The organism is Emticicia aquatilis, assembly GCF_014644295.1.
Taxonomy (GTDB): domain Bacteria; phylum Bacteroidota; class Bacteroidia; order Cytophagales; family Spirosomataceae; genus Emticicia; species Emticicia aquatilis.
Genome location: NZ_BMKK01000012.1, coordinates 112,625 through 137,159 on the forward strand (window position 1 = coordinate 112,625; position 24,535 = coordinate 137,159).

Sequence of the window (24,535 nt, forward strand, 5' to 3'; positions counted from 1 at the left end):
TAATTTTAACTTATTTCTTTAGAATCAATTCTTGAAGTAATAATGCCTGCAAGGGCAGCTGGTAAGGCAAAAATCAAGAAATTAGTAGCAATACCCAACCCAGCAGCTATCAAAAATCCAGCTAAAGTTGGCCCAACGATGCCGCCCAAACGCCCTGCTCCCATTGCCCAGCCCACACCCGTAGTACGAAATTCAGTTGGGTATAATCTGGCAGAAAGTGCGTACAATCCCACAAAACCACCTTGAATTCCGAAACCTAAAAGTGCAAAAATGAGTAAAACAATATCTGAACCTACGAAAAGTCCAAACGAAGCCATCAATACGCCCGTTAGCACCAATATCACTCCCAAAGTTTTTTTCAGACCATATTTACTCGAAAAATACCCCTGTGTTATGATTCCGAAAAATGCCCCGAGATTGAAGATTGTGCCTGCATAAATGGCCAATTCCATCGAAAGCCCTGCATCTTTTGCCAACTTCGGAATCCAGCTTGTGAGAAAATATAAAGCCGCAAAAGCCATAAATAAGGCTGCCCAAAGCTGAATTGTAGGCTTACGAAAATCTGATTTTAGTAGTTGGTCAACTGGTAGTTTTGATTTCAGTTTTTCAACGATTGGCAATGCTTCTATTGGCTGAATATTCATTTTTACGAGAATCTTATTCAATTTCTCAAGAGCATTGGTTGGTTGAGCTCGTAGATAAAAATCTATTGATTCTGATAAAAAGAATAAAATCAAAGGCACCGAAAACATAGAGGCAATTCCCGCAATGCGAAACATGTGCTGCCAACCATCATTAGGAATGACTCTTGCAGCTACCAAACCCGACAAAACCGCCCCCACTGGATAGCCCGAAATAACAAAACTCACCCAAAAATCACGGGTTTTGTTAGGCGTATATTCAGAAGCAAGTGAAGCTGTACTGGCCAGCATACTTCCGATACCAAGCCCACTTATGAAACGATAAATCAGTAAATGAGTGATTGATGTAGAATAGGACGTCAGATAGATACAAACACCCATGATGATGCCGCTAATGAGAATAATACTTTTTCGACCAATTTTATCGGCAAAAGGTGCTAAAAAGAGCGTACCGAGAGTCATTCCGAATAATCCAGAACTGAAGACAGTGCCGAGAGCCGCAGGACTAATATCCCAATCTTTGGCAATGGCTGGTGCGGTATAAGAAATAACCAAAACATCCATGCCGTCGAGCATATTCATCAGAAAACAAACAAAAATTGTTGCGTACTGCAGACCTGTCATCGGATTTTTATCGATGAGAGCTTTAGGGTTGAAAGTCATTATTTATTAGGTATATATGGTTGAATATAGGGTTGTTTGTAAGCAAAACATTAATTTACTTTCCAAACTTGAATTGCTACGTTATCTGGGTTTCTGATGCCCTTACAAATAAAAATGGCATTATTCATCCATTCGTATTTGCCTTGAGGGGCTTCAAATTTTGGTATCGCACGGAAATAGTACTCTGATGGCGAAACAGCTTCTCCTCGTCCGATTCGAGCAGCTACTTCAGGAGTAGCTACTCGCAAACCTGTATTTTTGATGTAGATTATTACGCCATCGTCGGTTTTGATTTGATAATGTGCTTCCAGCTCGGCTACGCCATCTTTTCTTACAATTTGCCAGTCGGCACCGCCATCCAAAATCTCGCCTTTCATTTTTGGACCTTCAAAACCTCCGCCTATGATTGGAATAATTCTACGCATTCCGTGAGGCGTATCTCCTACTATATACGGTGCTTTGAGTTTCACTTTTAACTCACAAACAAATTCTAAATTTGGTGCTTCGGGTGTGCTTTGGGCGAATGAATTCATATTTAATAGGCAGAAAACGATACAAATAATGGCACGCAGATGACGCTGATTCCTTTGGAAACGCAGATTTACACGGATTTTATTTTCAGTGAAAATCAACATCACATTTTTGAAGTTAAGTAAGTGTTTCATGTCTTAGTTTTTTTGGTTAAGGGTCTGTATATCGAAACCAGCTACTTTTTTGTAATTATCCATTACTTTTGCCAGTTCTTCATGCGGAATTTCATCTTTCGAAAAACCTTTCGGAAACCAATCTTCCATCATATCCATGATTTCGTCGGGGCCTTTGGCTCGGTTTTGTAAAACCACCTTAGCAGCCGCTGGCACTCTTTCTTTATCATATTCGATTAAAGCCTCCAAAGGGTTACTTGTACTTTTCAAACATTCGGTCAGACAATCGGCGTCAAGAATAGCTTGTGAAGCACCATTTGAGCCAATCGGATACATCGGGTGAGCGGCATCGCCGAGAAGCGTAACTCGCCCGAAAGTCCATTTATCTAAAGGGTTTCGGTCAGACATCGGAAATTCATAAACGGCTTTTGCCCCATCAATCATCGTTGGTACATCGAGCCAATCGAATTTCCAATCTTTATATAAATCAACTAACCTTGCTTTATCGGCTTCTCGATTCCAATCACGAGCCGTTAGTTTCGATTTTCCTTCTTTAATGTTTCCTACCCAATTAATTAAGCAATTGCCATCAGCATCTGGTTGACCAATTGGATAAACCACCATTTTTTGGCGTAAACTCCCAATCATTGCCATAGATGTGCCATCTAAGAATGGTTTCATGGTGGTTGTGCCACGATAAAGTACATTTTCGGAATAAACTGGCGGGCCTTCGTTCGGATAAAGCTGCTGACGCACAACGGAATTAATGCCATCGGCACCTATTAAAATATCAGCACGTTCTTCCCGTATTTTTTCGTTGGTGTCTTTATCTATAAAATGAGCAATTACTTCGCTATCGGTTTGTTCAAAATGACTTAAATGGTGATTTTTCAGAATGGCATCTTTGCCCAAAACCGCCACAACCTCATCAAAAAGCAACATTTGCAAAACCCCACGATGCACCGAAAATTGTGGCCATTTGTAACCAGCAAAACGTCCACGTGGTTCTGTCCAGAATTGCTGACCGAATTTATTAAAATAGACTAAATCACTCGTTTCGATGGCATTTTTAGCGATTTTTTCTTGTAAACCCAGATTTGTTAATACTCGAACACTATGCGGAAGTGTATTGATACCTACGCCCAAAGGCTTTATTTCTTTGACCGATTCAAAAACCTTAACCTCGAATCCAGCTTGATGAAGGCTCAATGCGGCGGTCAAACCACCAATCCCACCACCGATAATAATAATCTTCATTAAATATAATTATAATTTTCCAACAAAATTCTGCATTATACCGTGATTATACTATGCAAAATAAGAGAATAAATATGCAAAAACAATCAGAAAGCGATAGTTTAATTGTGTTTTCTACACTTTTACTTTAATCCGAGCATTCTGATAGCATTTTCTTTCAGAATCAATGGCTTTACTTCTTCTTTGAAACCTGCTTCTTCAAAATCTTTCATCCATCTTTCGGGAGTAATTAATGGAAAATCAGTGCCGAAAAGGACTCTATTTTTGAGCATTGTATTGGCATATTGAATGAGTTGTTTCGGAAAATATTTGGGTGACCAGCCACTCAAATCAATGTAAACATTGGGCTTGTGCATCGCTACGCTCAAGGCTTCATCTTGCCACGGCCAACTTGGGTGAGCAATAATAATTGGGCAGTCGGGGAAATCAATCGCCACATCATCAAGGTGCATCGGATTTGAATATTCTAAACGCAAACCACCTCCGCCACGCACACCCGAGCCAAAACCCGAATGCCCCGAATGAAACAACATCGGTAATTTGTATTCGGCTATAACTTCGTAAAGATGATAAGCCATTTTATCGTAAGGATAAAAACCTTGCACCGTTGGATGAAATTTAAAGCCTTTTACACCATAATTTTCTATCAAATCACGGGCTTCTCTTGCTCCCATTCGACCTTTGTGCGGGTCGATGCTAGCAAATGCAATCATCACATCATCGTTTTTGAGAGCTGCTTCAGCAACTTCAATATTCGGGATGCGACGTTTACCAACATTATGTTCCGAATCAACGGTAAACATTATAAATGCTAAATTATTATCACGATAGAAATCGGCCGTTTCTTGAATTGTCGGGCGTTTATCTGATTTGAAATATTTGGCAAATGCTTCGTCTAACTCTGGACGATAATCATCATGTGGTTGGCAACACGACACTTCGGCATGCGTGTGTACGTCTATGGCAATTACTTTATTTATATCTATCATATTTTTGATGTTTGATGTTGAATGATGAACGCTTGATTCAACATCAAACATTCATCATCTAACATTATTTAGCTCCCATTCTTATCGCTCCATCAAGACGGATTACTTCGCCGTTGAGCATGGTGTTTTCGATGATGTGTTTTACTAAATTGGCAAACTCTGCTGGTCGGCCTAAGCGTGGTGGAAATGGCACTTGTTTTCCCAGCGAATCTTGAGCTTCTTGTGGTAGTGATGCTAATAAAGGCGTTTCAAAAATACCTGGAGCAATAGCCATTACTCTGATGCCCATTCGAGCAAATTCACGAGCAATTGGCAAGGTCATGGCTACAATTCCACCTTTCGATGCCGAGTAAGCTGCTTGTCCGATTTGCCCATCAAAAGCTGCAACTGAGGCGGTGTTTATAATAATTCCTCTTTCGCCTTCGGTATTTGGTTCATTGTTTTGCATTTTATCGGCTACTAATCTAAGGGTATTGAAAGTGCCGATTAGGTTTATATTGATTACTTTCTGAAAGAAGTCCAGCGGATGTGGACCATCTTTACCAACTACTCTTTTCGCTGGGCCTACTCCTGCACAATTGATGATTCCTTCGACACTTCCATAAGCTTCAATCGACTGACTAACAGCACTTTGCACTTGCACTTCGTTGGTTACATCAGTTTTTATGAATTTCGATTTTGTACCTAAATTGCTTTGTGCGGTCGTTCCTGCTTCTTCGTTTACGTCGAGTAAAACAGCATTTCCGCCATTTTCTACAATCATTTTTGCAGTTGCGAAACCTAATCCCGAAGCTCCGCCCGTGATTAAGAATGTATTGTTTTCTATTTTCATTTCTCGTTAAATTTTGGCACGCTGATAACGCCGATACTACGTAACGCTGATTTATACTGATTTTTTGCTACACATTAATATTTTAATTTCTTTCGTGAATTTTCAAATATCTTACGTCTAAATTCAGGTTTTAAACCAAAATTTAAAAGTAAACCAACTTCTTTATCTGTTCCTCGAAGATAATTTATTAATTGATGTTCAAACTCAGGAACAATTGCTTCTGTTGCCTTTAATTCGAGAATAATTGTATTATTTACCAACAAATCAGCATAGTACTCTCCAACTTCAAAGCCCTTAAAATGAACCTTTATTTGTTTCTGAGCCTCAACATCAAACCCTCTTGCCTTTAACTCTAAATAAAGAGAGTTTTGATAAACTTTTTCTAAAAACCAAAGCCAAGTTCATTGTAAACATCGTAAAATGCCTTGATAATTGCCTCCGTTAATTCTTTATGCAATAATTCCATTTTTAAAATCAGTTTTTATCAGCGTTGGCACATCCGTCAAATCAGCGTGCCATTTAGGGATACATTTCATTTACCAAATCAAATCTATGTTTCAAAACTGCTCTTTGATTCAATGAACCTTTATCGGTTATTTCGCCTAAATCAATCGACGGTGGTTCGATAGCAATTACATATTTTTTGATGACAGTCGAGCTTCCTGTTGAGGTTTTATTGAACTCTGCCAGCCAATTATTGATAAATTTTTCTACTTCTACATTCAAATATGCTTCTTTATTTGAAATTTCGGGACTTAAATTAGCTAATTTTCGGCAAGCGTCAGCATTTAAAAATAAAATTGCCCCAATATACTCTTTGTCCAAACCAGCAAGCACCACATCTTGAATAATTGGTGAGCCAGTTGAAATCACTTTTGCTTTCAAAACACCCACATTTACCCAAGTTCCTGTTGAAAGTTTAAAATCTTCAGCAATTCTTCCATCAAAAACCAAACCTTTATCGGGGTTATTCTCATCTAAGAATTTTACGGCATCACCAGTTTTATAATAACCATCTTCATCAAAAGCCGCTGCCGTTGCTTCAGAGTTTCTCCAATAACCTTTTGTTACGTTGGGGGCTTTATAGCGAGCCTCCATTTTATCACCATCGGGTACGAGTTTCACATCCATCCCTGCCACTGGCACACCCAAAAGTCCAGAAAATGCTCCACCCCAATTGGCAAACATCGCCGAAGGTCCCGACTCAGTACAACCCAAACCCGTGATAATCGGAATTTTTACACCAATAGTTTCTACCGCCAATTCTTCCAAGCGATTCCAAACTGGTTGAGCCAAACTCGCCCCTGCATAAAACAAAATATTAAGATTTTTGAAGAAATTTTCACGCAAAGCAGGTTCTTTTTCAAGATATGGAATCAGCATTTCAAAACCTTTTGGCACATTAAAATAGGCCGTCGGAGAAATTTCTCGGAGATTCTGAACGGTTTCTTCGATACCTTTGGGTGTTGGCTTTCCATCATCAATCAAAATTGTTCCGCCATTATAAAGAGCCAATCCAAAGTTATGATTGCTACCAAAAGTATGATTCCACGGAAGCCAATCAATGAAAATGGGCGGTTGTTGCTGCATAAACGGAAAAACCTGCGTAATCTGCTGTAAATTAGCACACCACATGCCCTGATGATTCATTACGCCTTTGGGCAAGCCAGTCGAGCCAGAGGTAAACAACACCTTGGCTATCGTATCAGCGTTCACTTTTGTTGCGGCAGTTTCAACATCGGTCGTAGGTTTTGTAAGCAACATTTCTTGAAAATGCCCACCATTTTCTCCATCTGCGGTAATGACAATGGCTTCTGGGAAAATTGTTTTTGATAGTTCGAGAGCTTTTTGATAAACTTTTCCACTTTGAGCAAAAATGACTTTCGGAGTCATTAATTCAAGACAATGTTTGAGTTTGCCGAAATCATCAGAAACCAAAGAATACGGTGGAGAAATCGGCGTATAAGTAATGCCAATATGTACTGATGCTAAAACCAAAAGTGCGTGTTCAAGGCTATTCTCTGAGAGAATTACGACAGTTTCACCAGATGTAAATTCCAGATTTATCAAATACTGGGCGATATTTCTTACCTTTTCGAAGGTTTCGGCATAAGATAATTTCTCCCAATCCTTCGTGACGAGATTTCTTCTACTGATAAACGTATGCTCAGGTTTTATTTTTGCCCAATGTTCTAATTTATCAGTAATTTTTATAGGAAAATCGGCCAATGCTTGCTCATTTTTGAAATGAACAATGCCATTTTCAAACTGTCTTTTATGAGTTTTAGTTGGGCCGAATGGCGTGTTTTTATACATTCTTTCTAAATGTTGAATGTTTGATGCTTAATGTTTGATAGTCCATAGCTCTAAATCTGCTTATTCTCCCACTTTCTTGGCTCTTCCTTCCAGAAAATCAGTTAATCTTTTTTTAGCTTCTGGGGCATCTGCTGAAATTGCTGCAATTAAGCTTTCCATCATTAAACCTTCGTTTTGACCCGAATCAACAATTTTGGGCAATACGTGCATGAGTGCGTAATTGGTCATGCCTGCATTTGAAGCTATTTTTTGGGCCAATTCTATTCCTTTTTCGAGTCCTTGACCTTCCTCGACTAAATATTGGGCTAAACCGATACGTTCGCCCTCTTCGGCCTTATAGACTCTTCCAGTAAACATCATGTCCATCATGCGAGCCATACCGATTAATTTTGGCACACGAACCGATGCACCGCCACCCACAAAAATTCCTCTTTGACCTTCGGGAAGTGCAAAAAACGTGCTGGTTTCGGCAACTCTGATGTGGCACGCAGATGCCAATTCGAGTCCGCCACCTACAACTGCCCCGTGAAGCACCGCTACGACAGGCACAGCTCCAAATTGCACTTTATCTAATACTCGGTGCCACATTCGGGAATGATGAAGCCCCTGCACGGCGTCTCGTTCTTTCAGTTCTGAAAGGTCGAGGCCTGCCGAAAAATGCTTACCCAAACCATAGATAACCACACAGCGGATTTGCGGTGGAATATTCTCGAAGACTTTTTCGATACCCAGAACCAAATCATCGTTGAAAGCATTACGTTTTTCGGGGCGATTAATAGCCACCAACAAGATTTCGTCTCTGATTTCTAATTGGATTGACGCCGTAGAAGATTTTATTTCTTGCATTTTATTATCCAAAAACTGATTGACTTATTTCAATACAAAATTGAACAATAAACAGAAAGATTAGTAGGTAAAAGGAAAGATAAAATAAGCAAAAACAATCAATTTTGCAGATTCCGATACTCTTTTGGCGAAATTCCTGTCTTAGATTTAAAGAATCTCGAAAAATCGCTTGGCTCGAAGCCACCAATCTTGAATGCAATTTCGGCAATTCGCATGGGTGTTTGTTTGAGCAAAACTTTGGCCTCTAAAACCCGCATTTCTTCCAATAATTCGTGAGCCGATTTGCCCGTTGTAGTCTTTACGCATTTATGCAAATGATTGGGCGAAACCGCCAGAATTTCGGCAAATTCGGTAACAGTTTTTTTGTCGTAGATAAGCTCTGAAAGCAGATTTTTGTAGCGTTGTGTGAGATTAGAAGCTGCATTATTGCTGCTTTTGGGAGTTTGTATATAAAACTCTTTCATTTCCTTAAAAAAGGCTATTAGATACAGAGCAATTATCTCGGCACGATTGGCTTCGTTTCGTAGTTTTTCTGCCAATAAAATTTCTAATAAATCAACAATTCTCTGATTATCCAAAATTTGAATGAGCGGCTCGGAAGTGATTTGAAAAAAAGGGAAATCTTTTTCAAGGTCAACATTGAGTATCGCCTGATTAAAAAACTCAGGTTGAAAATGACAATAAAAACCTTCAACATCATCAGAAATAGCTTCAAGCGAAGTGATTTGGTCGGTCGAAAGGCAAAAAAATGTATTAGCCTTTACTTCATAATTGCTCAAACCTTTGCTTCTGATGGCAAAACCTTTGGTTACATACAAGAAAAAATACACCGAACGGCGGTGCGGTAAAACAGGAAATTTCAGAAAAGACTTATAATTTTCGATGCGTTCGATATGAAAATGCTCATACAAACTCGAAACTTTTGGTTTCCAATTTCCAAAAAGATAATCATCGAACTGCGAAGGATTTAGTTTGGGTATTTCTTTTGAGCTACTCATTTCTTGCCTAAAACCATTAATATCAATTCTTAAAAGATTTTCACAAAGTAAGTAGTTATTCACAATTCTCCGCAAGAATATTTTCAACCTCTTATACATTGCAAACCAAAAACAAAAAAAGCACCCAAAATGGATGCTTTTTTGCACGTTAATCTATGATGAAATGTAATTATCAAATTGCTGGGTCGGCTGGTATCGACTTATTGTTATCTCTTTCAGATAATGGATAAGGATACCAATTACGTGTGCGTTCGGCACCCGCTGTTCCTGCTGCTGGGCGATTAAAGCGACGGCTATCTTCTAAGCGGAAACCTTGCATAAATAATTCGATGCAACGTTGCTTATAGATTTCGGTTAATACTGCCGCAGCGGTTTTATCGCCTGCGTAAGCTGGCAAGTCAGCACCGATTCCCCAAACATCAGTTTTCTTGGTCAAAACCTTGTTTAGTTCAGTGATGGCCGCATCAATACTGCCTTTACGGGCATTAGCTTCAGCTATAATCAGGCTGATTTCACCTGGCAAATACACAGGAATCGCCGACGAATTGGCCGTAAAGAAACTCGCTCTACCTAAATTATTAGCAGCAACCGTTGTTTGAAAGAAAAACGCAATTCGTTTATCTTTTGAATCAGGTTTTAAGGCCGTTGGTAACCCAAAGTCAGCATTCAATGGCTCGGTTACGTTACGGTTGCTGAAAGTGGCATCAAAAATCGGATTACGAGAAGTATCATCAAAAGTAAAAGCCGACCTTTTGGTTAAATCTACTTTTGCTGCGGCAGCTAAAGCTTTGTCATAATCGCCAAGCATTAAGCTGTATCGAGCAATAAGGGCTTGTACAGTATTTGTTAGGTCAATCCCCGATACGATTCTACTCGTAAAGTTTGTCGAAGGTGCAGTAGCTAATGCCGTAGCGGCATTTTCTAAAATCGAAACGGCATTTTTCAAAACTTCCGTGCGAGCAACAAATGGAGCATTTTCGGCAGTTGTGATAGGCGATTGCTCCCAACCCATTGCCAAATTTCCGAGAGCAATTGCTTTGAAAATTGATGCGTAGGCAATCAGACCACTTTTTGTTCCTGCATCGCTTACTTTTGAAACATTATTTAAGATATTATCGGCATTTGCTCTTACTAAGTGGCTTTGATTCCAGAGGTTTGAAATCAACGAGTTATTGCCTTGAACTGCCGCACCACCTGCTTCGAGGTTTAGCTCATCGGTATTACCCGCATTCAAAACTTTTAACTCTTTTGTGGTTAGACCTATGGCACTTGGCAGAGCGTACATCGGACTCGCACGCCCAACCGTAAGGCGATATTGCAAACCATTTGCTAAAGCAATCAGACCGTTTACGTCATTGACTACTTGTTGCTCACTGGCAGCACTTGGGTTCAGATACTCTTTGTTACAAGAAGTAGCAACCAAAGTCGAAGCCGTGATGAGTGAATATATGAATGTTTTTTTCATTTTATTAGAAGACCACCCCTAACCCCTAAAGGGGATTTTTGATTAGAACTTTTTATATCTCGGGGTATTACGGATATAAAAGTTTAATAGAAAAAATACTCATGTAAAAGCTAAGATTTCAGCTTAGAACGTTGCCGTTAATTGTAATTGATAAGTTCTCGGAATCGGAACGTTACCAAAGTCAACACCACGGAATAGGTCATTGTTTCCACCAGCATTTGTTTCTGGGTCATAACCATTGTATTTATCCCACGAAATGAGGTTACGGCCAATCAACGAAAGGTTGAAATTGCTCATTCCCTTCACTAAATTTGGTAACTGATAACCCAAAGAAATCTCACGGAGTTTTACAAACGAGCCATTATCTACACGATATTCTTCGATTGGCACAAGGGCAAACACCGAACCACGTGGCATGGTACCTTTCATTTCGGCTTCAGCCACATCGCCAATACCAACGTTGTTTCGAGTACGCTTATCAGCATTGAATACTTGCAAGCCTTGTACTGCATCTAACAAAAAGCCTAATCTTGCTTTTTTGTAAGTTAAATTATTGACTATAGAACCAGTCCATTTTGGATTTGGATTTCCGATAATTGTACGGATAAATGCTCCCGAAGGTTGTCCGTCGGCACCACGCTGAGGTGTGAAAGTTGTTGGTGTATCCTGCACACCACGCTCACGTTGTGGCAAACCTTGTGGAGTAAGTAAATACGAACCATCTGGATTACGAGCATACGGATTACCCAAAAATACTGATGCTGGCTGGCCTTCAACTAAGAAAACTGGTGCACCTGCTGCATTGCTAATAGCAACCAATGGGCTACCCAGACTCACAATCTTATTACGGTTGCGGTTATAGAGTACCGTTACATCCCAAGAGAAATCTTTTTGTTTAATAGGCATGAAATTCAACGAAATCTCCATACCCTTGTTTTCCATCGAACCTACGTTATTGACGATACTCGTACCACCCGTAGTTGCTGCTAAAACACGGTTTACAACCAAATCAGAGATATTTTGCTTATAGATGGTAAAGCCTACGTTGATTTTGTTTTTCAATAAAGAAAGGTCTAACCCTGCTTCGGTTTCGGTCATACGCTCTGGTCGTACACTCGGATTAGCCAATGTAGCACTAGGAATAATGGTGTTTTTACCTAAGAATGGTACTGGAGAAAATTGCCAGAAACGGTCATAAGAGCCAATACCAGTCAAATTACCAGCTTCACCCCACGACATACGTAATTTCAAGCCGCTTACTAAATTATTCAAGGAACTGCTTTTCCAACCTGCTAAATCAGATGGCACAAAGCTGGCACTGAATTTAGGGTAAAGTTGCTTTGTTTCTGAAGGGGAAAATTTAGAAGAACGGTCTTGGCGAATAGCACCTGTAACGAAAGCTAAGTTTTTGTAACCAAAAGTCGCTTGTCCGAAAATACCACTCAAATTATATTGGTCAACACCAAAACCTGCCGTAACGGTCGTACTGGCTGCACCACTCACGGTTTCGATAAACGGTGCGAGGTTTTCGCCACTGGCACGAGCAAACTCAACTTTGCTTGATTGATAATTTCCACCAGCAATCAAATTCATTTTCAAATCCGAAGTCAATTCTCTTTCATAAGAAATATTCAAATCGGTGTTGAATAAAATTGAGTTATTATTGGCATTTGAAGCATATCCGTTTGGATAACGCTCTGCAGGCAAACCAGCCGCCGCTTGATATGGATACGCAGGAATAAAGTTTTTACCCAAAGCTGAATAAGCATCAACACCCACAACCCAGTCGATAGCAAAACCTTTAAATGGAGTGAGGTTTAATTGTAAATCATTTACCGTACGGTTTACAGCTTGCGTAAATTTCATTGCCTCAATCGTTGTCAATGGGTTTACACGAGTTGGCTCTACTGCTTGAAGATTCCCCGCCGCATCACGCACCGTAATATCATAAATATTATTCGTGATGTTTACAGAGTTGATTGGACTATAAAATACGTTACCGTTGGCTTTTTCGTTGGCAAAGCTATTAGTATAACTCAAACCTACCGATAATTTCGCCCAAGAAGCCAAACGTTGGTCAACTCTTGCACGCACACCATAACGATTAAAATCTGTGCCTTTGATGATACCTTCGTTTTTCATGTACGACATTGACGCAAAATATTGCGTTTTCTCGGTGCCACCACTAATCGAAAGGTTATTATCTGTTCCCATTCCAGTCTGGAAAATCTGGTCTTGGTAGTCGTAGCGTGTTACATCAACTAAATTGGTCGCTAATTGTGTTGTTACACCTTCACGTACAATTCCTACCGTTGTTATACCTGGATTGGCTGCAATATTTGCCGCAGAAATGGCACCAATCGGGTGTAAACGAAGTCCTGCAAAACCAAACTGTTTGCCATAAGTAGAAACGAATACCTTCTTGCGTAATTCGTTAGCGTTTATACTCGTCGTAAAAGTAAGTTTTGGTGTACCTGATTTACCACGTTTTGTAGTAATCAAAACAACCCCATTGGCTGCACGTGAGCCATATTGAGCAGCCGCAGCTGCACCATTGATTACGTTGATGCTTTCAATATCAGCAGGGTTAATATCTGCCATACGGTTGGTTCCGATTGTAGCAGAACCCACTTGATTGCCAAGGGCTATTTGTGAAACGTTGGCAGAAGAGTTACTCACCACAACTCCATCAATCACATAAAGTGGGTCAGAACTACCTTGAATCGACTTCACACCACGCAAACGCACCGTGATTCCACCCGCAGGGTCACCCGAGTTTTGCGTGATTTGAGCCCCTGGTACTTTACCTTGCAAGGCACTGATAAGGTTTGATGAACCCGTTTTCTCTAAACTTTCGGCATTTACTGAGCTAATGGCATTACCCAACTCACGGCGTGAAGTTTTAATAGTAGAACCTGTTACTACTACTTCATCAAGGTTCATTACATCATCTTTAATCGTGATGTCTTGTGTGATAGTTGTCTGATTACCCAAAACAAGATTTTGAATGGCAGTAGCATATCCAACCGAACTTGCAGATAATTTATAAGTACCTGCCGCCAGATTGGCATTCAATGAGTAATTTCCCTCAGCATCAGTAACCGAACCAAAGGAAGTACCTTCAATCTTAATAGTAGCTCCCGGAATGCCACCCGTAGCATCCGAAACTTTTCCTTTAATAGCATAAATGCTTCGTTGAGCCATCACATTCAGTGTGAATGTCAGCAAAGCTACTATGCTCATCAAGAATCGCAGCTTGTGTTTGTAGATTTTCATCATTAAATGATTTTTAAGGATATAAAGGATATTGATGAACTGCACCAAAAACACGCACAAAAACGCATTTTTGAAAAACTTAAATTTATTTGCATATTTACTACTAAAAAACTGATAATAAAAGGTTTATTTAATATTTTTCTTATCTTGTGGGTGGTTTACTATCAATATTAGTTGTAAATACCTAAGTAATCTTGCAAAAAAACGCAAAAAACTCATGCAAAAAGTAGCAATGTCGCCGATGTTGAAAAAAGAACGTCAAGAATTTATTATTAAGCAGCTCAATTTGCATAATAAAATTCTGTCAACCGACCTTTGTCAAGAGCTCAACGTATCAGAAGATACTATCAGGCGTGATTTGAATGAACTTTCTGAAAATGGAAAACTCGTGAAAGTACACGGTGGTGCTTTATCGAAGTCGTATTATGGCAACACCAATGAGGAAGACATTTATTCATTAGATAAAAAGCGAATTATTGCTCAAAAGGTAGTCAATCTTATCAAAGATGATATGCTTATCTTAACCAGCGGAGGCACTACACTCCGAGAGGTAATTAGGCTTTTACCAAAAAATCTTACTGCAACTTTCTGCACTGTAAGTCTGATGGCCGCCGAAGAACTGCTCAAGCACCCTAATATTGAAGTAATTTTTATGGGTGGAAAACTCTCAAAAGATGCCAAGATTTGTGTCGGAGGCGATGCGATTCTGAAATTGAGCGAAATGTCTTTCGATTTATGTTTCATCGGTACCAACGGAATTGATGCCAAACATGGCCTCACCGACTCTGACTTAGAAGTGGTTCAAGTGAAAAAAGCCATGCGAAAAGCATCAAAAAAATTCATTGTTCTTTCTATTTCCGAAAAACTAAATTCAGTCTGCCGAGCAAATATTTGTCGTCCCAACGAAATTGATTATCTAATCACGGAACTCGAACCTAACGATGAACAGTTATTACCCTATAAACAAGCTGGTTTCGGTTTACTTTAAATAGGAAAACAGCCTATTTATACCGAACTTTGCAAAAAATGTGGAACGATTCTCCAGAATCGTTTAAATAAGCAAGAATGAAAACAAAAGGAATAGTAAAAAATAAAATCAATATCGTTACGCTCGGTTGCTCGAAAAACCTTGTCGATTCGGAGGTACTTTATACTCAGCTCAAAGGAAATGGCATGAAAGTAGAACACGAGTCGAAAAAAGACGATGCCAATATTGTTATCATTAATACTTGTGGTTTTATTGATAATGCCAAGCAAGAATCTATCGACACGATTTTGCGTTATGTCGATGCAAAAGATGCAGGAATTGTTGACAAAGTTTATGTAACTGGCTGTTTATCACACCGTTATAAAGATGAGCTTTCGGTCGAAATACCGACGGTTGATGCGTGGTTTGGCACAAATGAGCTGCCAAGAATGCTGAAAACGCTAAAAGCTGATTATAAACACGAGTTAGTTGGCGAACGCCTCTTGACTACACCAGCTCACTACGCTTACCTAAAAATTGCAGAAGGTTGTGACCGCCCGTGTAGCTTCTGTGCGATTCCACTCATGCGTGGTGGACACGTAAGCCGACCAATGGACGAAATGGTTTTACAAGCACAAAACTTAGCAAAAAAAGGCACAAAAGAACTGATTCTGATTGCTCAAGACCTTACTTATTATGGACTTGATATTTATAAGAAAAGAAATTTGGCCGAATTACTTGATAAACTGTCAGATGTTGAAGGTATCGACTGGATTCGCTTGCAATATGCTTATCCTTCTGGCTTTCCGATGGATATTTTAGATGTGATGAAGAATCGCTCGAATGTTTGTAACTACCTCGATATGCCGCTTCAACATGGTTCTTCTGAAATGTTGAAAATCATGCGTCGTGGTATTGACCGCCCAAAAACTGAGGCTTTGATAAACACGATTCGTGAAAAAGTGCCAGATATTGCCATTCGTACGACACTCATTGCGGGCCACCCAGGCGAAACCGAAGAGCATTTTGAAGAAATGTATCATTTCGTAGAAAAAATGCGTTTTGATAGATTGGGTGTTTTCCAATACTCACACGAAGATGATACGCATTCGTTTACAATGCCCGATGATATTCCTGCCGAAGTAAAACAAGAACGCACCGATATTATCATGGAACTTCAACAAGGTATTTCGGCCGAATTGAACCAAGCTAAAATCGGCAATACGTATAAGGTTTTATTTGATAGAAAAGAAGGCGGTTATTTTATCGGAAGAACAGAATTCGACTCGCCAGAGGTTGATAATGAAGTTCTTGTACCAGCTTCTCAGTACGTAAGAATGGGAGATTTTGCCAATGTAAAAATCAATAATGCCGAAGAATTTGATTTGTATGGCGATTTGGTTTGATGAAATATTTGGTAGAGACGTTTCACACAATTCCATTGCGGAAACGTCTCTACAAATCAATCGTAGGAAAGAAAAACATCATTTCACCGCTGCCACAACCCCCTTCACCAATGCCGAATGATTGAAATTATCTTTTGGCGTACACCCCAAACGTACAATTACTAAATTCTTCGACGGCACAACGGTTACGTATTGCCCTTCAAAGCCTACGGCCATAAAAGCATCTTGCGGAAAAGTTTTATCTTGGTGGTCGAGCCAAAAATGAGCGGCATATTTTCCGTCAGAATGAGGCGTTTCAGTCGCCGAATATTTCACCCAACCTTCGGGAAGTAAACGCTCGCCATTCCAAACACCATCTTGCAAATATAATTGACCAAACTTCGCCCAATCACGAGCCGTAGCGTACATAAACGAAGAACCAACGAAAGTTCCCGAGGCATCAGGCTCCATTACGGCACTTTTCATACCTATTTTATGAAATAATCGCTGATATGGAAAAGCAAAATAATCTGCTTGGGTAGAAAATTGTCGGCGAATAATTTCCTGCAAAATATTACTCGTCCCACTCGAATACGACCAAACTTTATCGGGTTCGGTAGCTGCTTTACTCAGCAAAGCATACGCCCCTGCCCCTTTCTTGCGGAAAAGCATTTGAGTAGCATCACTCGGTGCAGCATAGTTTTCTTCAAAACCAAGTCCACTACTCATGCGAAGCAGGTGGTCAATGGTTATTTTCTTGCGTTTATCATTTTGCCATTCGGTGATAGGAGCCGATTTTTTGATGTCCAACTTCCCATCTTTTACTAATAGGCCAATCATGGCACTCGTTACGCTCTTAGTCATTGACCAACCCAAAAGGGGTGTTTCGGGTTTGATATTTGAAGCATATTTTTCGGCTAAAATTCTACCTTCATACAGCACAATAATCGCTCTTGTGCGAATCACATTCTGAGGGTCTTTTTCTTGAAAAGCCTCATTGATGCTTTTTTCTAAGGCAACTTTGTCAATTCCACCTAAATCATCTACCATCAAAAGATTTTCAGTTAATGTATCGGCAGATGGAACAGATGGTTGTTTTTTGATTTCTTCTTCTGATAATTCATTGACCAAAGTACAACCCAAACCTTTGCGATAAATGGCTTTGGTTTCGGCCAAACCATAAATATTGGCAGTTACGGATTTATTTACTTCATCAACTTTTACGGTTGAAAACGGCACCGCATAAAGTTCTTCGGCTTTGATATTTTCTAAATCTCGCCCCGAAACAAACATGCACGAACAAACAGTTTTTGCATTATACGATGAGCCAATATAGGCATATTGAATGGCAAAATTGCCTGCATAAACCAAGCCTACAAGCACAAAAAATAAGATAGCGTAGATAATTTTTCGTTTGTTCGACATTTTATTGATGAGTTAGAATGGGGTGAAATATTGCCAAGTTTTTACGAAGGATTTTCATGTTTAATCCCAAGTAGAATCAAGCCTCAATCTTCCAAAATATTTCCAATGAAAGTATTTTTAAAGAAAAAAGCAGCTAACAAAAACACAACCGCCCAATTGAGGTAGATATAGTAAAAATCTTCTACATCACGATAAACATTATCTTTGATTTTTACTTTTTCAAGGCGGTTGATTTGCTCGAAGATATTTCGGAGGGTTTGGTTATCGGTTGCTCTAAAAAACTGTCCGTTTCCTTCACGAGCAATTTCTCGGAGGGTATTTTCATCAACTTTTACTTCGCTGTCATTACCTCCGACGGCAATCGTATAAACTTTTATACCAAAAGATTTTGCTAAATCGGTAGCCGTGAGTGGGTCGAGCGAGCCTGCGGTATTATCACCATCACTCAAAATAATGGCTACTTTGCTTTTACTCGGAATCTCACGCAAGCGGTTGATACAAGTTGCCAACGCACTACCAATGGCCGTTCCTGTGGTTTTTATGAGGTTACTGTTTATTTCGTTGAGGTATTCGTTCAGCACTTCGTAATCGGTCGTAAGTGGACACATAGAAAATGCTTCTCCTGCAAAAACAACCAAACCGATACGGTCTTGAAAACGCCCTTTGATAAACTCATGCCCAACATTTTTGGCAGCTTCCAAACGGTTTGGACTCAAATCAGTTGCCAACATCGACTCCGAGATGTCCATGGCAAGCATAATATCAATACCTTCCGAAAACTGTTCTTTGCTTTCTCGCACTCGCTGCGGCCGTGCCAACGACAACAAAACGCAGATAACGCCCAAAATAAAAAATATCGGAGGAATAAAACGCAGGTAACTAATCCAATTGGTGCGAAGTTGATAGCTCGTGAGCGAAAGTCCCAATTTTTGCTGACCACGAGTATAAAAAAGCCAGCGGAATAGAAATAAAAAAGGGACTCCAATGATGGCGTATAGGTATAGTTTTTCAGCCCAAACGAACGAACGCAGGGTTTGCCAACTAAGCCAATCTATTGAAAACCAGTCCCACATTTTTAATTAAGAATTTAGAATGAAGAATGTAGAATTTTTCTTTTCTACTCATCTTCTTTTCTATGATACCAGAATCTATTTGTTAATTTCTGTAATTATCAACGGCGTTTCTTACGCTGCCGTATGTATGCAACAATTCGCTTGCTTCTTCGTGCGAAATGTTTAGTTCGTTCATGACCATTCTTACGCCTCTTTCTACTAATTTGAGGTTCGTAAGCTGCATATCAACCATTTTATTGCCTTTTACTCTACCAAGTTGAATCATTACTGAGGTAGAAATCATGTTTAGCACCAATTTTTGGGCGGTTCCTGACTTCATGCGAGTGCTACCTGTTACGAATTCTGGACCAACAACGGCTTCCACTGGATATTCGGCTTCGGCTGCTACGGCACTTCCTGCATTACAAACTATGCAACCTGTCAAGATTCCATTTTGGCGTGCAGTACGTAAGCCTCCGACCACGTAAGGCGTGCGACCCGATGCCGCAATACCTACCAAACAATCATTGGTATTTATCTCGTACTCTTCTAAGTCTTTCCACGCTTGCTCTATATCATCCTCGGCATTTTCAACGGCTTTTCTGATAGCTCTATCACCACCTGCCATGATTCCCACTACCATTCCGAAAGGTACACCAAACGTCGGCGGACACTCCGAAGCATCTACTACACCCAAACGGCCGCTTGTACCTGCACCGATATAAAACAAACGTCCGCCTGCTTTCATTCGTGGTACAATCTGACTCACCAATGCTTCAATCTGTGGAATACATTTTTCTACGGCGTAAGGCACGGTTTTATCTTCGTTATTGATGCCTTCGAGCAATTCTCGAACCGACATTTTTTCGAGATTATCGTAATGTGAAGAGGATTCGGTTGCTAATTTTTCTAAGCCAAGTGACATAGTATTACTGTCTTCAATTAAAATTTAAAATATTGATTAGTTGATGAATTCGTTCAAAAGTAAAAAAATATCGTCCTCACAAAAAATATTATTCCCAAAACTATGCTCTAAGGCAATAATTTCCCTGGATTCATGATATTATCGGGGTCGATGGCTCGTTTGATGGTTCGCATCATATTGAGTGCATCACCGTGTTCGGGCTGCATAAAATGAAGTTTTCCAATACCAATTCCATGCTCACCTGTACAAGTTCCACCAAAATCTAAGGCTCGTTTTACTAATCTTTCGTTGAGAGCTTTTGCCCGTTCAATTTCGTTGGCATCATTAGGGTCAACCACAATAGTTAAGTGAAAATTCCCATCGCCTACGTGACCCAAAATTGGTGCTAAAATATTTGTTTCGGCGATATCTACTTGAGTATCAACAATGCACTTAGCCAGCTTTGAAATTGGCACACACACATCTGTTGACATCAATTTACCTCCCTCTCGTAAAGCCACCGCAGCTGGTGCAGCATCGGTTCTGGCACGCCATAATTTTTTGCGATTTTCTTCGCCTTTTTCCCACAAAAACTCAATTACCTTGTGTTCATGGGCAATTTCCTCTACCTTTCTTATCTGCTCTTCTAACTCAACCTTTGAACCACCAAACTCTAAAAAAAGCGTTGGTTTTTCGGCATAATTGAGGGCAGAGTATAGGTTAATGGCACGCATCATTTGGTCGTCGAGTAGCTCAATTTTAGCCATCTGAATACCCTTTTGGATAGTTTTGATGACAGTGTTTACCGCCAACTCAACACTCGGAAACGAACACACGGCCGCAAAAATAGCCTCTGGATAACTATGAAGTTTGAGCGTAAGCTCAGTTATGATTCCGAGTGTACCTTCTGCCCCAACCAATAATCGAGTGAGGTCATAGCCAGCAGATGATTTCTTGGCTTTGCTTCCTGTGTGAATCACGTCGCCATTCGGTAAAACTGCTGTGAGTGTCAGCACGTTATCTTTCATTGTGCCATAACGCACCGCATTTGTTCCCGATGCTCTGGTGCTGGCCATACCACCTAAAGTTGCGTTTACTCCAGGCCCAATCGGAAAGAAAAAGCCACTTCCTTCTAAAGCTTCATCAATTTGGTTGCGAGTTACACCCGATTCTACGGTTACGTACATATCATCAGTATTGATTTCGATGATATGATTCATCTTGCTTAAATCAACACAAACACCTCCTTCGAGAGCTAAAACATGTCCTTCGACCGAAGTGCCTGCTCCAAAAGGAATAATCGGAGTTTTGTGATTGGCACAAATCTTTACGATTTCGGCAATTTCTTGGGTATTTTTAGGAAAAACTACACAATCAGGCGGTGTACAGGCATGGTAGCTGTAACCAACACCGTGTTCGTTTCGGATGTTTGTTTCGCTCGTTACACGGTCTTGCAATAGGCTTTTTAGTTCTTCAAAAACCGACTGATTGAATCGTTTTTCCATATTGTGTTAATATAATTATATAGAACCAAGAGACTTTATAAGATACTTTATAAGAGTCTTTGCAAACATTTCTATCTTTGAGCGAAAAGCTTGTGTCTATGTCTGTCTCTTCTTTAAAACATCTAATATTTTTCCTTATGATGAAAGAAAAAAAGCACCAATATAACCATTCCAAGCTAATTAAAATCTGTTTTAATAGTTACTTTTAATTATACTAAAAACGGGTTTGTCATTTATGAATTTAGAGTCGATGTTTATCACTAAAACTATCTCCTTTTTTACATTTTCTTTCTAAATTCAAAAACAATAAAATCTTCTTTTTTAAGATATGGCTGGTATTTTTTAAAAAGTATAAGGTTATGTTTGGTAAATAAATTTATTAACTCTGACTCTAAAAACATTGGTTTTCCGCACCCTTTATGCCTTTTGTTAGGTTTGCTCGAAATATACTCAGAAACAAATAGGCTCCCGTTATTTGAAAGTTTTTGTTCAATATCACACAACATTTCATAGGAGTTCGAGAATTCATGTAAAGAGTTTTCAATCAAAATTTTATCAAATAATATTTTAGGTAGTTTGGTTGAAATGCTATCTCCTATATAAATCCTAAACTCTGATTTTGTTTGCTTTCCGTATCTATTCTGAAGCAAGAAAATTTCTTTTTCTAATAAGCTGACGTTTAAAAACTGAGCATTGATATCTTCAAGGTAAAAGTAAAGTTTGGGAGACTCTAATGAATATATAATTTCATTTATACCCCAACCAGCCCCAATGCTTGCAACTTTTTCGTTTTCTTTAAATTTATAAATTGGTTGATAACATTCATTTTCAAAAGCAATATGCTTTTTTTTAGTCACACTACTGGGAATATTAAAATTTTGACCATCTATCTTAAATTCATATTGTCCAAACATTTGAGCAGGAATCAATAAGATTAAAAGTAATTGGATTTTAAACATACTTGTCTCCTTTTTACTTCATCAATTCAGCATAATGCTTGAAAAATAAAGGAATGGTTTCGATTCCCTTAAAGAAATTAAACAAACCATAATGCTCATTGGGTGAATGTAGGGCATCCGAATCTAAACCAAAGCCCAAAAGGATTGATTTCAGACCTAATTCTTGCTCAAATAAAGCCACAATCGGAATACTTCCACCACCTCTTGTTGGAACTGGCTTCTTGCCAAAAGCTTCTTCCAAAGCCAGAACTGCGGCCTTATAACCAGCCGAATCTGTCGGCGTTACGTAAGGTTGTCCACCGTGGTGGCGAGTCACTTCAACCTTCACCGTTGGTGGAGCAATAGCTTTGAAGTGTGCTTCAAACAAATCTGCAATTTCTTCCCAATCTTGGTCAGGTACGAGTCGCATCGAAATCTTAGCAAATGCCTTTGATGGCAATACTGTTTTTGAACCTTCGCCTGTATAGCCACCCCAAATACCATTGACATCAAGCGTCGGGCGGATGCTTGCACGCTCACGAGTAGTATAGCCTTTTTCGCCCGCAACTTCGGCAATATCAAGGTCTTTTTTATATTCTTCTAAATCGAACGGTGCTGACTCTAAATCATCACGCTCCGCTTGCGATAGTTCGGCAACTTTATCGTAAAAACCTTTGATTGTTACTTTTCCATCAGCATCGTGCATCGAGGCAATCATTTGACAAAGTACATTTACAGGGTTTGCTACTGCTCCACCGTAAACGCCTGAGTGTAAATCACGGTTCGGGCCGGTAACGGCAACTTCCATGTAAGTCAGTCCACGCAAGCCAGTTTCTACCGAAGGAATATCGTTAGCTATGATTGAAGTATCAGAAATCAAAATCAAATCGGCGGCGAGTTTTTCTTTGTTTGCTTTTACAAACACACCTAAGTTTTCAGAACCTACTTCTTCTTCGCCCTCAAACATTATTTTTACATTACACGGCAAACCTCCTTGTGCCAACATCATTTCTATTGCTTTTACGTGCATATAGATTTGTCCTTTATCGTCGCACGAGCCACGGGCAAAAATTGCTCCGTCGGGGTGATTTTTCGTTACTTTAATGGTTGGTTCAAAAGGTGGAGAGTCCCACAATTCGTAAGGGTCGGCAGGTTGCACATCATAGTGTCCATAAACCAAAATCGTTGGTAATGATGCATCTACAATCTTCTCGGCATATACAATTGGGTGGCCTGCGGTTGGGCAAATCTCCGCTTTATCGAGGCCAGCAGCCAATAATTTTTCTTTTACGAATTCAGCCGCACGAAGCATATCTGGCTGAAACTTTGAGTCGGCACTCACTGACGGAATTCTAAGAAAATCAAAAAGTTCGTCTAAAAAACGGTCTTTATTTTGTTCGATGTAAGTGTTCATTATATCCAAGAAATGCTAAAATATTCGATTATTTATAAATCTACCCCAAAAGTAAATCTTATTTCATTTCAAAATTCAGATTATAGGAAGTCTTTTTATATTTCAACAATCAACGTTTTATTTAATACCCCTTTTCCACCTGCCATAATTTTCTCTACCTGCCCATTTTTTATAATCAAATCTACTATAATTAAAGATGGTGAGGGTTTTTCCATAAACCGCCCTTGTTGAATTAAAATTCGTTCTTTCTTCAATTCAAATTTATCATAAAGATAAAATGCCAGTGGGCCTGCCGCCATTCCAGTACCAGCTTCTTCTTCTATTCCGTATCTTGGACCAAACATTCTGGTTTCTGCTTCTCTTTCAACATTACCAGTTTGGGTGCAGAAAACATAGTAGCCTATTAAGTCTAATTCTTCACTTATTTTATTGATATTATCAAAGTCTGGCTTGATATTTTTTAATATTTCTGGGTTTGCTACTGGTATGATGGCAAAAGAGTTTCCAGTATTAACAATAGAAATAGGAGCATTCTCCAACAAATCATTTTTAGTCAAATATAATGACTTTAATATAGCATCTTGTTTCTCCCGAATATCAATATATTTGGGAGTTCGCTGCTCCATAAAAGCCCAATCATTTTGTATTAAAATCTCCCTTACCCCATCAATGGTTTCTTTTGAAGAATATTGACTTTTTATCTTTCCTAACTTTGATAGATATGAAAAAGTTGCGATTGTTGCATGACCACAATGGGCAATTTGTCGAGTAGGCGTAAAGAAATCAAGCTTAAAATCTGCTACTTGTGATTTTGAAACAAAAGCAGTCTCAGATAAACCGACTTTGGCGGCAATTTTTAGTTTTTGGTCATTTGTTAGATTATCAGCATCTAATACCACTCCCGCTGGATTCCCTCCATCTTCACCATCAATAAAAGCACTCAGAATTTGAACTTCTATTTTTTGAAAATTATTCATCTTGAAATCTAATTTGATTGTTAAAAAATATTTACAATCAA

Annotated in this window: 19 protein-coding genes and 1 pseudogene; 2 read left to right on the forward strand and 18 right to left on the reverse strand. The window is 39.4% G+C overall.

The genetic code is table 11. The features are described 5' to 3' along the window. Nucleotides 1-5 precede the first annotated feature (5 nt). From IEX65_RS23045 to IEX65_RS23095, 11 genes and pseudogenes are all read right to left on the reverse strand, one after another. Nucleotides 6-1,304 (reverse strand): MFS transporter, encoded by a 1,299-nt coding sequence (locus tag IEX65_RS23045; RefSeq protein ID WP_188769798.1) that lies wholly within the window; start codon nucleotides 1,302-1,304, stop codon nucleotides 6-8. A gap of 50 nt (nucleotides 1,305-1,354) precedes the next feature. Then, nucleotides 1,355-1,969 (reverse strand): DUF3237 domain-containing protein, encoded by a 615-nt coding sequence (locus tag IEX65_RS23050; protein WP_229250842.1) that lies wholly within the window; start codon nucleotides 1,967-1,969, stop codon nucleotides 1,355-1,357. Between the two features lie 3 nt (nucleotides 1,970-1,972). Beyond that, nucleotides 1,973-3,205 carry a flavin-dependent oxidoreductase gene (locus IEX65_RS23055; protein WP_188769800.1) on the reverse strand — a complete coding sequence of 411 codons (1,233 nt, stop codon included), beginning with the start codon at nucleotides 3,203-3,205 and terminating at the stop codon, nucleotides 1,973-1,975. Nucleotides 3,206-3,327: 122 nt separating this feature from the next. Further along, entirely contained in the window at nucleotides 3,328-4,194 is an 867-nt protein-coding gene (locus tag IEX65_RS23060; RefSeq protein WP_188769803.1) for an amidohydrolase family protein, read from the reverse strand. A gap of 64 nt (nucleotides 4,195-4,258) precedes the next feature. Next, entirely contained in the window at nucleotides 4,259-5,026 is a 768-nt protein-coding gene (locus IEX65_RS23065) for a 3-hydroxyacyl-CoA dehydrogenase (RefSeq protein WP_188769804.1), read from the reverse strand. A gap of 74 nt (nucleotides 5,027-5,100) precedes the next feature. Beyond that, nucleotides 5,101-5,355 (reverse strand): annotated as a pseudogene (locus IEX65_RS23070) (GxxExxY protein); the annotation flags it as partial. A 190-nt stretch (nucleotides 5,356-5,545) separates the two neighbouring features. Further along, nucleotides 5,546-7,342, reverse strand: coding sequence for a feruloyl-CoA synthase (locus IEX65_RS23075; protein WP_188769806.1), 1,797 nt, complete (start codon nucleotides 7,340-7,342; stop codon nucleotides 5,546-5,548). 60 nt (nucleotides 7,343-7,402) lie between these two features. Further along, nucleotides 7,403-8,188 carry a crotonase/enoyl-CoA hydratase family protein gene (locus tag IEX65_RS23080; RefSeq protein WP_188769808.1) on the reverse strand — a complete coding sequence of 262 codons (786 nt, stop codon included), beginning with the start codon at nucleotides 8,186-8,188 and terminating at the stop codon, nucleotides 7,403-7,405. Between the two features lie 98 nt (nucleotides 8,189-8,286). Beyond that, nucleotides 8,287-9,249 carry a helix-turn-helix domain-containing protein gene (locus IEX65_RS23085; RefSeq protein ID WP_229250844.1) on the reverse strand — a complete coding sequence of 321 codons (963 nt, stop codon included), beginning with the start codon at nucleotides 9,247-9,249 and terminating at the stop codon, nucleotides 8,287-8,289. Nucleotides 9,250-9,358: 109 nt separating this feature from the next. Then, the gene (locus IEX65_RS23090; protein WP_188769811.1) at nucleotides 9,359-10,651 is read right to left on the reverse strand and encodes a RagB/SusD family nutrient uptake outer membrane protein; all 1,293 of its coding nucleotides are present in this window, start codon (nucleotides 10,649-10,651) and stop codon (nucleotides 9,359-9,361) included. Between the two features lie 123 nt (nucleotides 10,652-10,774). Further along, nucleotides 10,775-13,927, reverse strand: coding sequence for a SusC/RagA family TonB-linked outer membrane protein (locus IEX65_RS23095; protein WP_229250846.1), 3,153 nt, complete (start codon nucleotides 13,925-13,927; stop codon nucleotides 10,775-10,777). A gap of 217 nt (nucleotides 13,928-14,144) precedes the next feature. On the opposite strand from IEX65_RS23095, the gene IEX65_RS23100 reads away from it, so the two are divergent. Then, complete coding sequence (locus tag IEX65_RS23100; RefSeq protein WP_229250848.1) at nucleotides 14,145-14,915, forward strand: DeoR/GlpR family DNA-binding transcription regulator; 771 nt, start codon at nucleotides 14,145-14,147, stop codon at nucleotides 14,913-14,915. 77 nt (nucleotides 14,916-14,992) lie between these two features. Beyond that, nucleotides 14,993-16,300, forward strand: a complete 1,308-nt coding sequence (rimO, locus tag IEX65_RS23105) for a 30S ribosomal protein S12 methylthiotransferase RimO (protein ID WP_188769814.1) — start codon at nucleotides 14,993-14,995, stop codon at nucleotides 16,298-16,300. A gap of 78 nt (nucleotides 16,301-16,378) precedes the next feature. Here rimO and IEX65_RS23110 read toward each other — a convergent pair whose 3' ends face one another. The 7 genes from IEX65_RS23110 to IEX65_RS23140 all read right to left on the reverse strand — a co-directional run bounded on the left by IEX65_RS23110 (nucleotide 16,379) and on the right by IEX65_RS23140 (nucleotide 24,494). After that, nucleotides 16,379-17,704, reverse strand: a complete 1,326-nt coding sequence (locus IEX65_RS23110) for a serine hydrolase domain-containing protein (protein ID WP_188769816.1) — start codon at nucleotides 17,702-17,704, stop codon at nucleotides 16,379-16,381. A gap of 83 nt (nucleotides 17,705-17,787) precedes the next feature. Then, a complete protein-coding gene (locus tag IEX65_RS23115) occupies nucleotides 17,788-18,777 on the reverse strand; it encodes a vWA domain-containing protein (protein ID WP_188769819.1) in 990 nt (329 codons plus the stop codon). Between the two features lie 82 nt (nucleotides 18,778-18,859). Beyond that, complete coding sequence (gene murQ / locus IEX65_RS23120) at nucleotides 18,860-19,681, reverse strand: N-acetylmuramic acid 6-phosphate etherase (RefSeq protein ID WP_188769821.1); 822 nt, start codon at nucleotides 19,679-19,681, stop codon at nucleotides 18,860-18,862. A gap of 107 nt (nucleotides 19,682-19,788) precedes the next feature. Continuing rightward, a complete protein-coding gene (locus IEX65_RS23125) occupies nucleotides 19,789-21,165 on the reverse strand; it encodes an FAD-binding oxidoreductase (RefSeq protein ID WP_188769823.1) in 1,377 nt (458 codons plus the stop codon). A gap of 278 nt (nucleotides 21,166-21,443) precedes the next feature. Continuing rightward, on the reverse strand, nucleotides 21,444-22,124 hold the full coding sequence (locus IEX65_RS23130; RefSeq protein WP_188769825.1) for a hypothetical protein: 681 nt from the start codon (nucleotides 22,122-22,124) through the stop codon (nucleotides 21,444-21,446). Nucleotides 22,125-22,137: 13 nt separating this feature from the next. Continuing rightward, a complete protein-coding gene (locus IEX65_RS23135) occupies nucleotides 22,138-23,517 on the reverse strand; it encodes a dipeptidase (protein ID WP_188769826.1) in 1,380 nt (459 codons plus the stop codon). Nucleotides 23,518-23,612: 95 nt separating this feature from the next. Further along, entirely contained in the window at nucleotides 23,613-24,494 is an 882-nt protein-coding gene (locus IEX65_RS23140) for a PhzF family protein (RefSeq protein ID WP_188769829.1), read from the reverse strand. Between the last annotated feature and the right edge of the window lie 41 nt (nucleotides 24,495-24,535).

Coding starts and splice junctions, on each gene's coding strand:
- IEX65_RS23080 (WP_188769808.1), bottom strand. CDS start 8,188: ATGCAAGAAATAAAATCTTCTACGGCGTCAATCCAATTAGAAATCAGA.
- IEX65_RS23125 (WP_188769823.1), bottom strand. CDS start 21,165: ATGGAAAAACGATTCAATCAGTCGGTTTTTGAAGAACTAAAAAGCCTA.
- IEX65_RS23090 (WP_188769811.1), bottom strand. CDS start 10,651: ATGAAAAAAACATTCATATATTCACTCATCACGGCTTCGACTTTGGTT.
- IEX65_RS23065 (WP_188769804.1), bottom strand. CDS start 5,026: ATGAAAATAGAAAACAATACATTCTTAATCACGGGCGGAGCTTCGGGA.
- IEX65_RS23110 (WP_188769816.1), bottom strand. CDS start 17,704: ATGTCGAACAAACGAAAAATTATCTACGCTATCTTATTTTTTGTGCTT.
- IEX65_RS23115 (WP_188769819.1), bottom strand. CDS start 18,777: ATGTGGGACTGGTTTTCAATAGATTGGCTTAGTTGGCAAACCCTGCGT.
- IEX65_RS23130 (WP_188769825.1), bottom strand. CDS start 22,124: ATGTTTAAAATCCAATTACTTTTAATCTTATTGATTCCTGCTCAAATG.
- IEX65_RS23075 (WP_188769806.1), bottom strand. CDS start 7,342: ATGTATAAAAACACGCCATTCGGCCCAACTAAAACTCATAAAAGACAG.
- IEX65_RS23045 (WP_188769798.1), bottom strand. CDS start 1,304: ATGACTTTCAACCCTAAAGCTCTCATCGATAAAAATCCGATGACAGGT.
- IEX65_RS23100 (WP_229250848.1), top strand. CDS start 14,145: ATGCAAAAAGTAGCAATGTCGCCGATGTTGAAAAAAGAACGTCAAGAA.
- IEX65_RS23135 (WP_188769826.1), bottom strand. CDS start 23,517: ATGAACACTTACATCGAACAAAATAAAGACCGTTTTTTAGACGAACTT.
- rimO (WP_188769814.1), top strand. CDS start 14,993: ATGAAAACAAAAGGAATAGTAAAAAATAAAATCAATATCGTTACGCTC.
- IEX65_RS23140 (WP_188769829.1), bottom strand. CDS start 24,494: ATGAATAATTTTCAAAAAATAGAAGTTCAAATTCTGAGTGCTTTTATT.
- murQ (WP_188769821.1), bottom strand. CDS start 19,681: ATGTCACTTGGCTTAGAAAAATTAGCAACCGAATCCTCTTCACATTAC.
- IEX65_RS23055 (WP_188769800.1), bottom strand. CDS start 3,205: ATGAAGATTATTATTATCGGTGGTGGGATTGGTGGTTTGACCGCCGCA.
- IEX65_RS23060 (WP_188769803.1), bottom strand. CDS start 4,194: ATGATAGATATAAATAAAGTAATTGCCATAGACGTACACACGCATGCC.
- IEX65_RS23050 (WP_229250842.1), bottom strand. CDS start 1,969: ATGAAACACTTACTTAACTTCAAAAATGTGATGTTGATTTTCACTGAA.
- IEX65_RS23095 (WP_229250846.1), bottom strand. CDS start 13,927: ATGAAAATCTACAAACACAAGCTGCGATTCTTGATGAGCATAGTAGCT.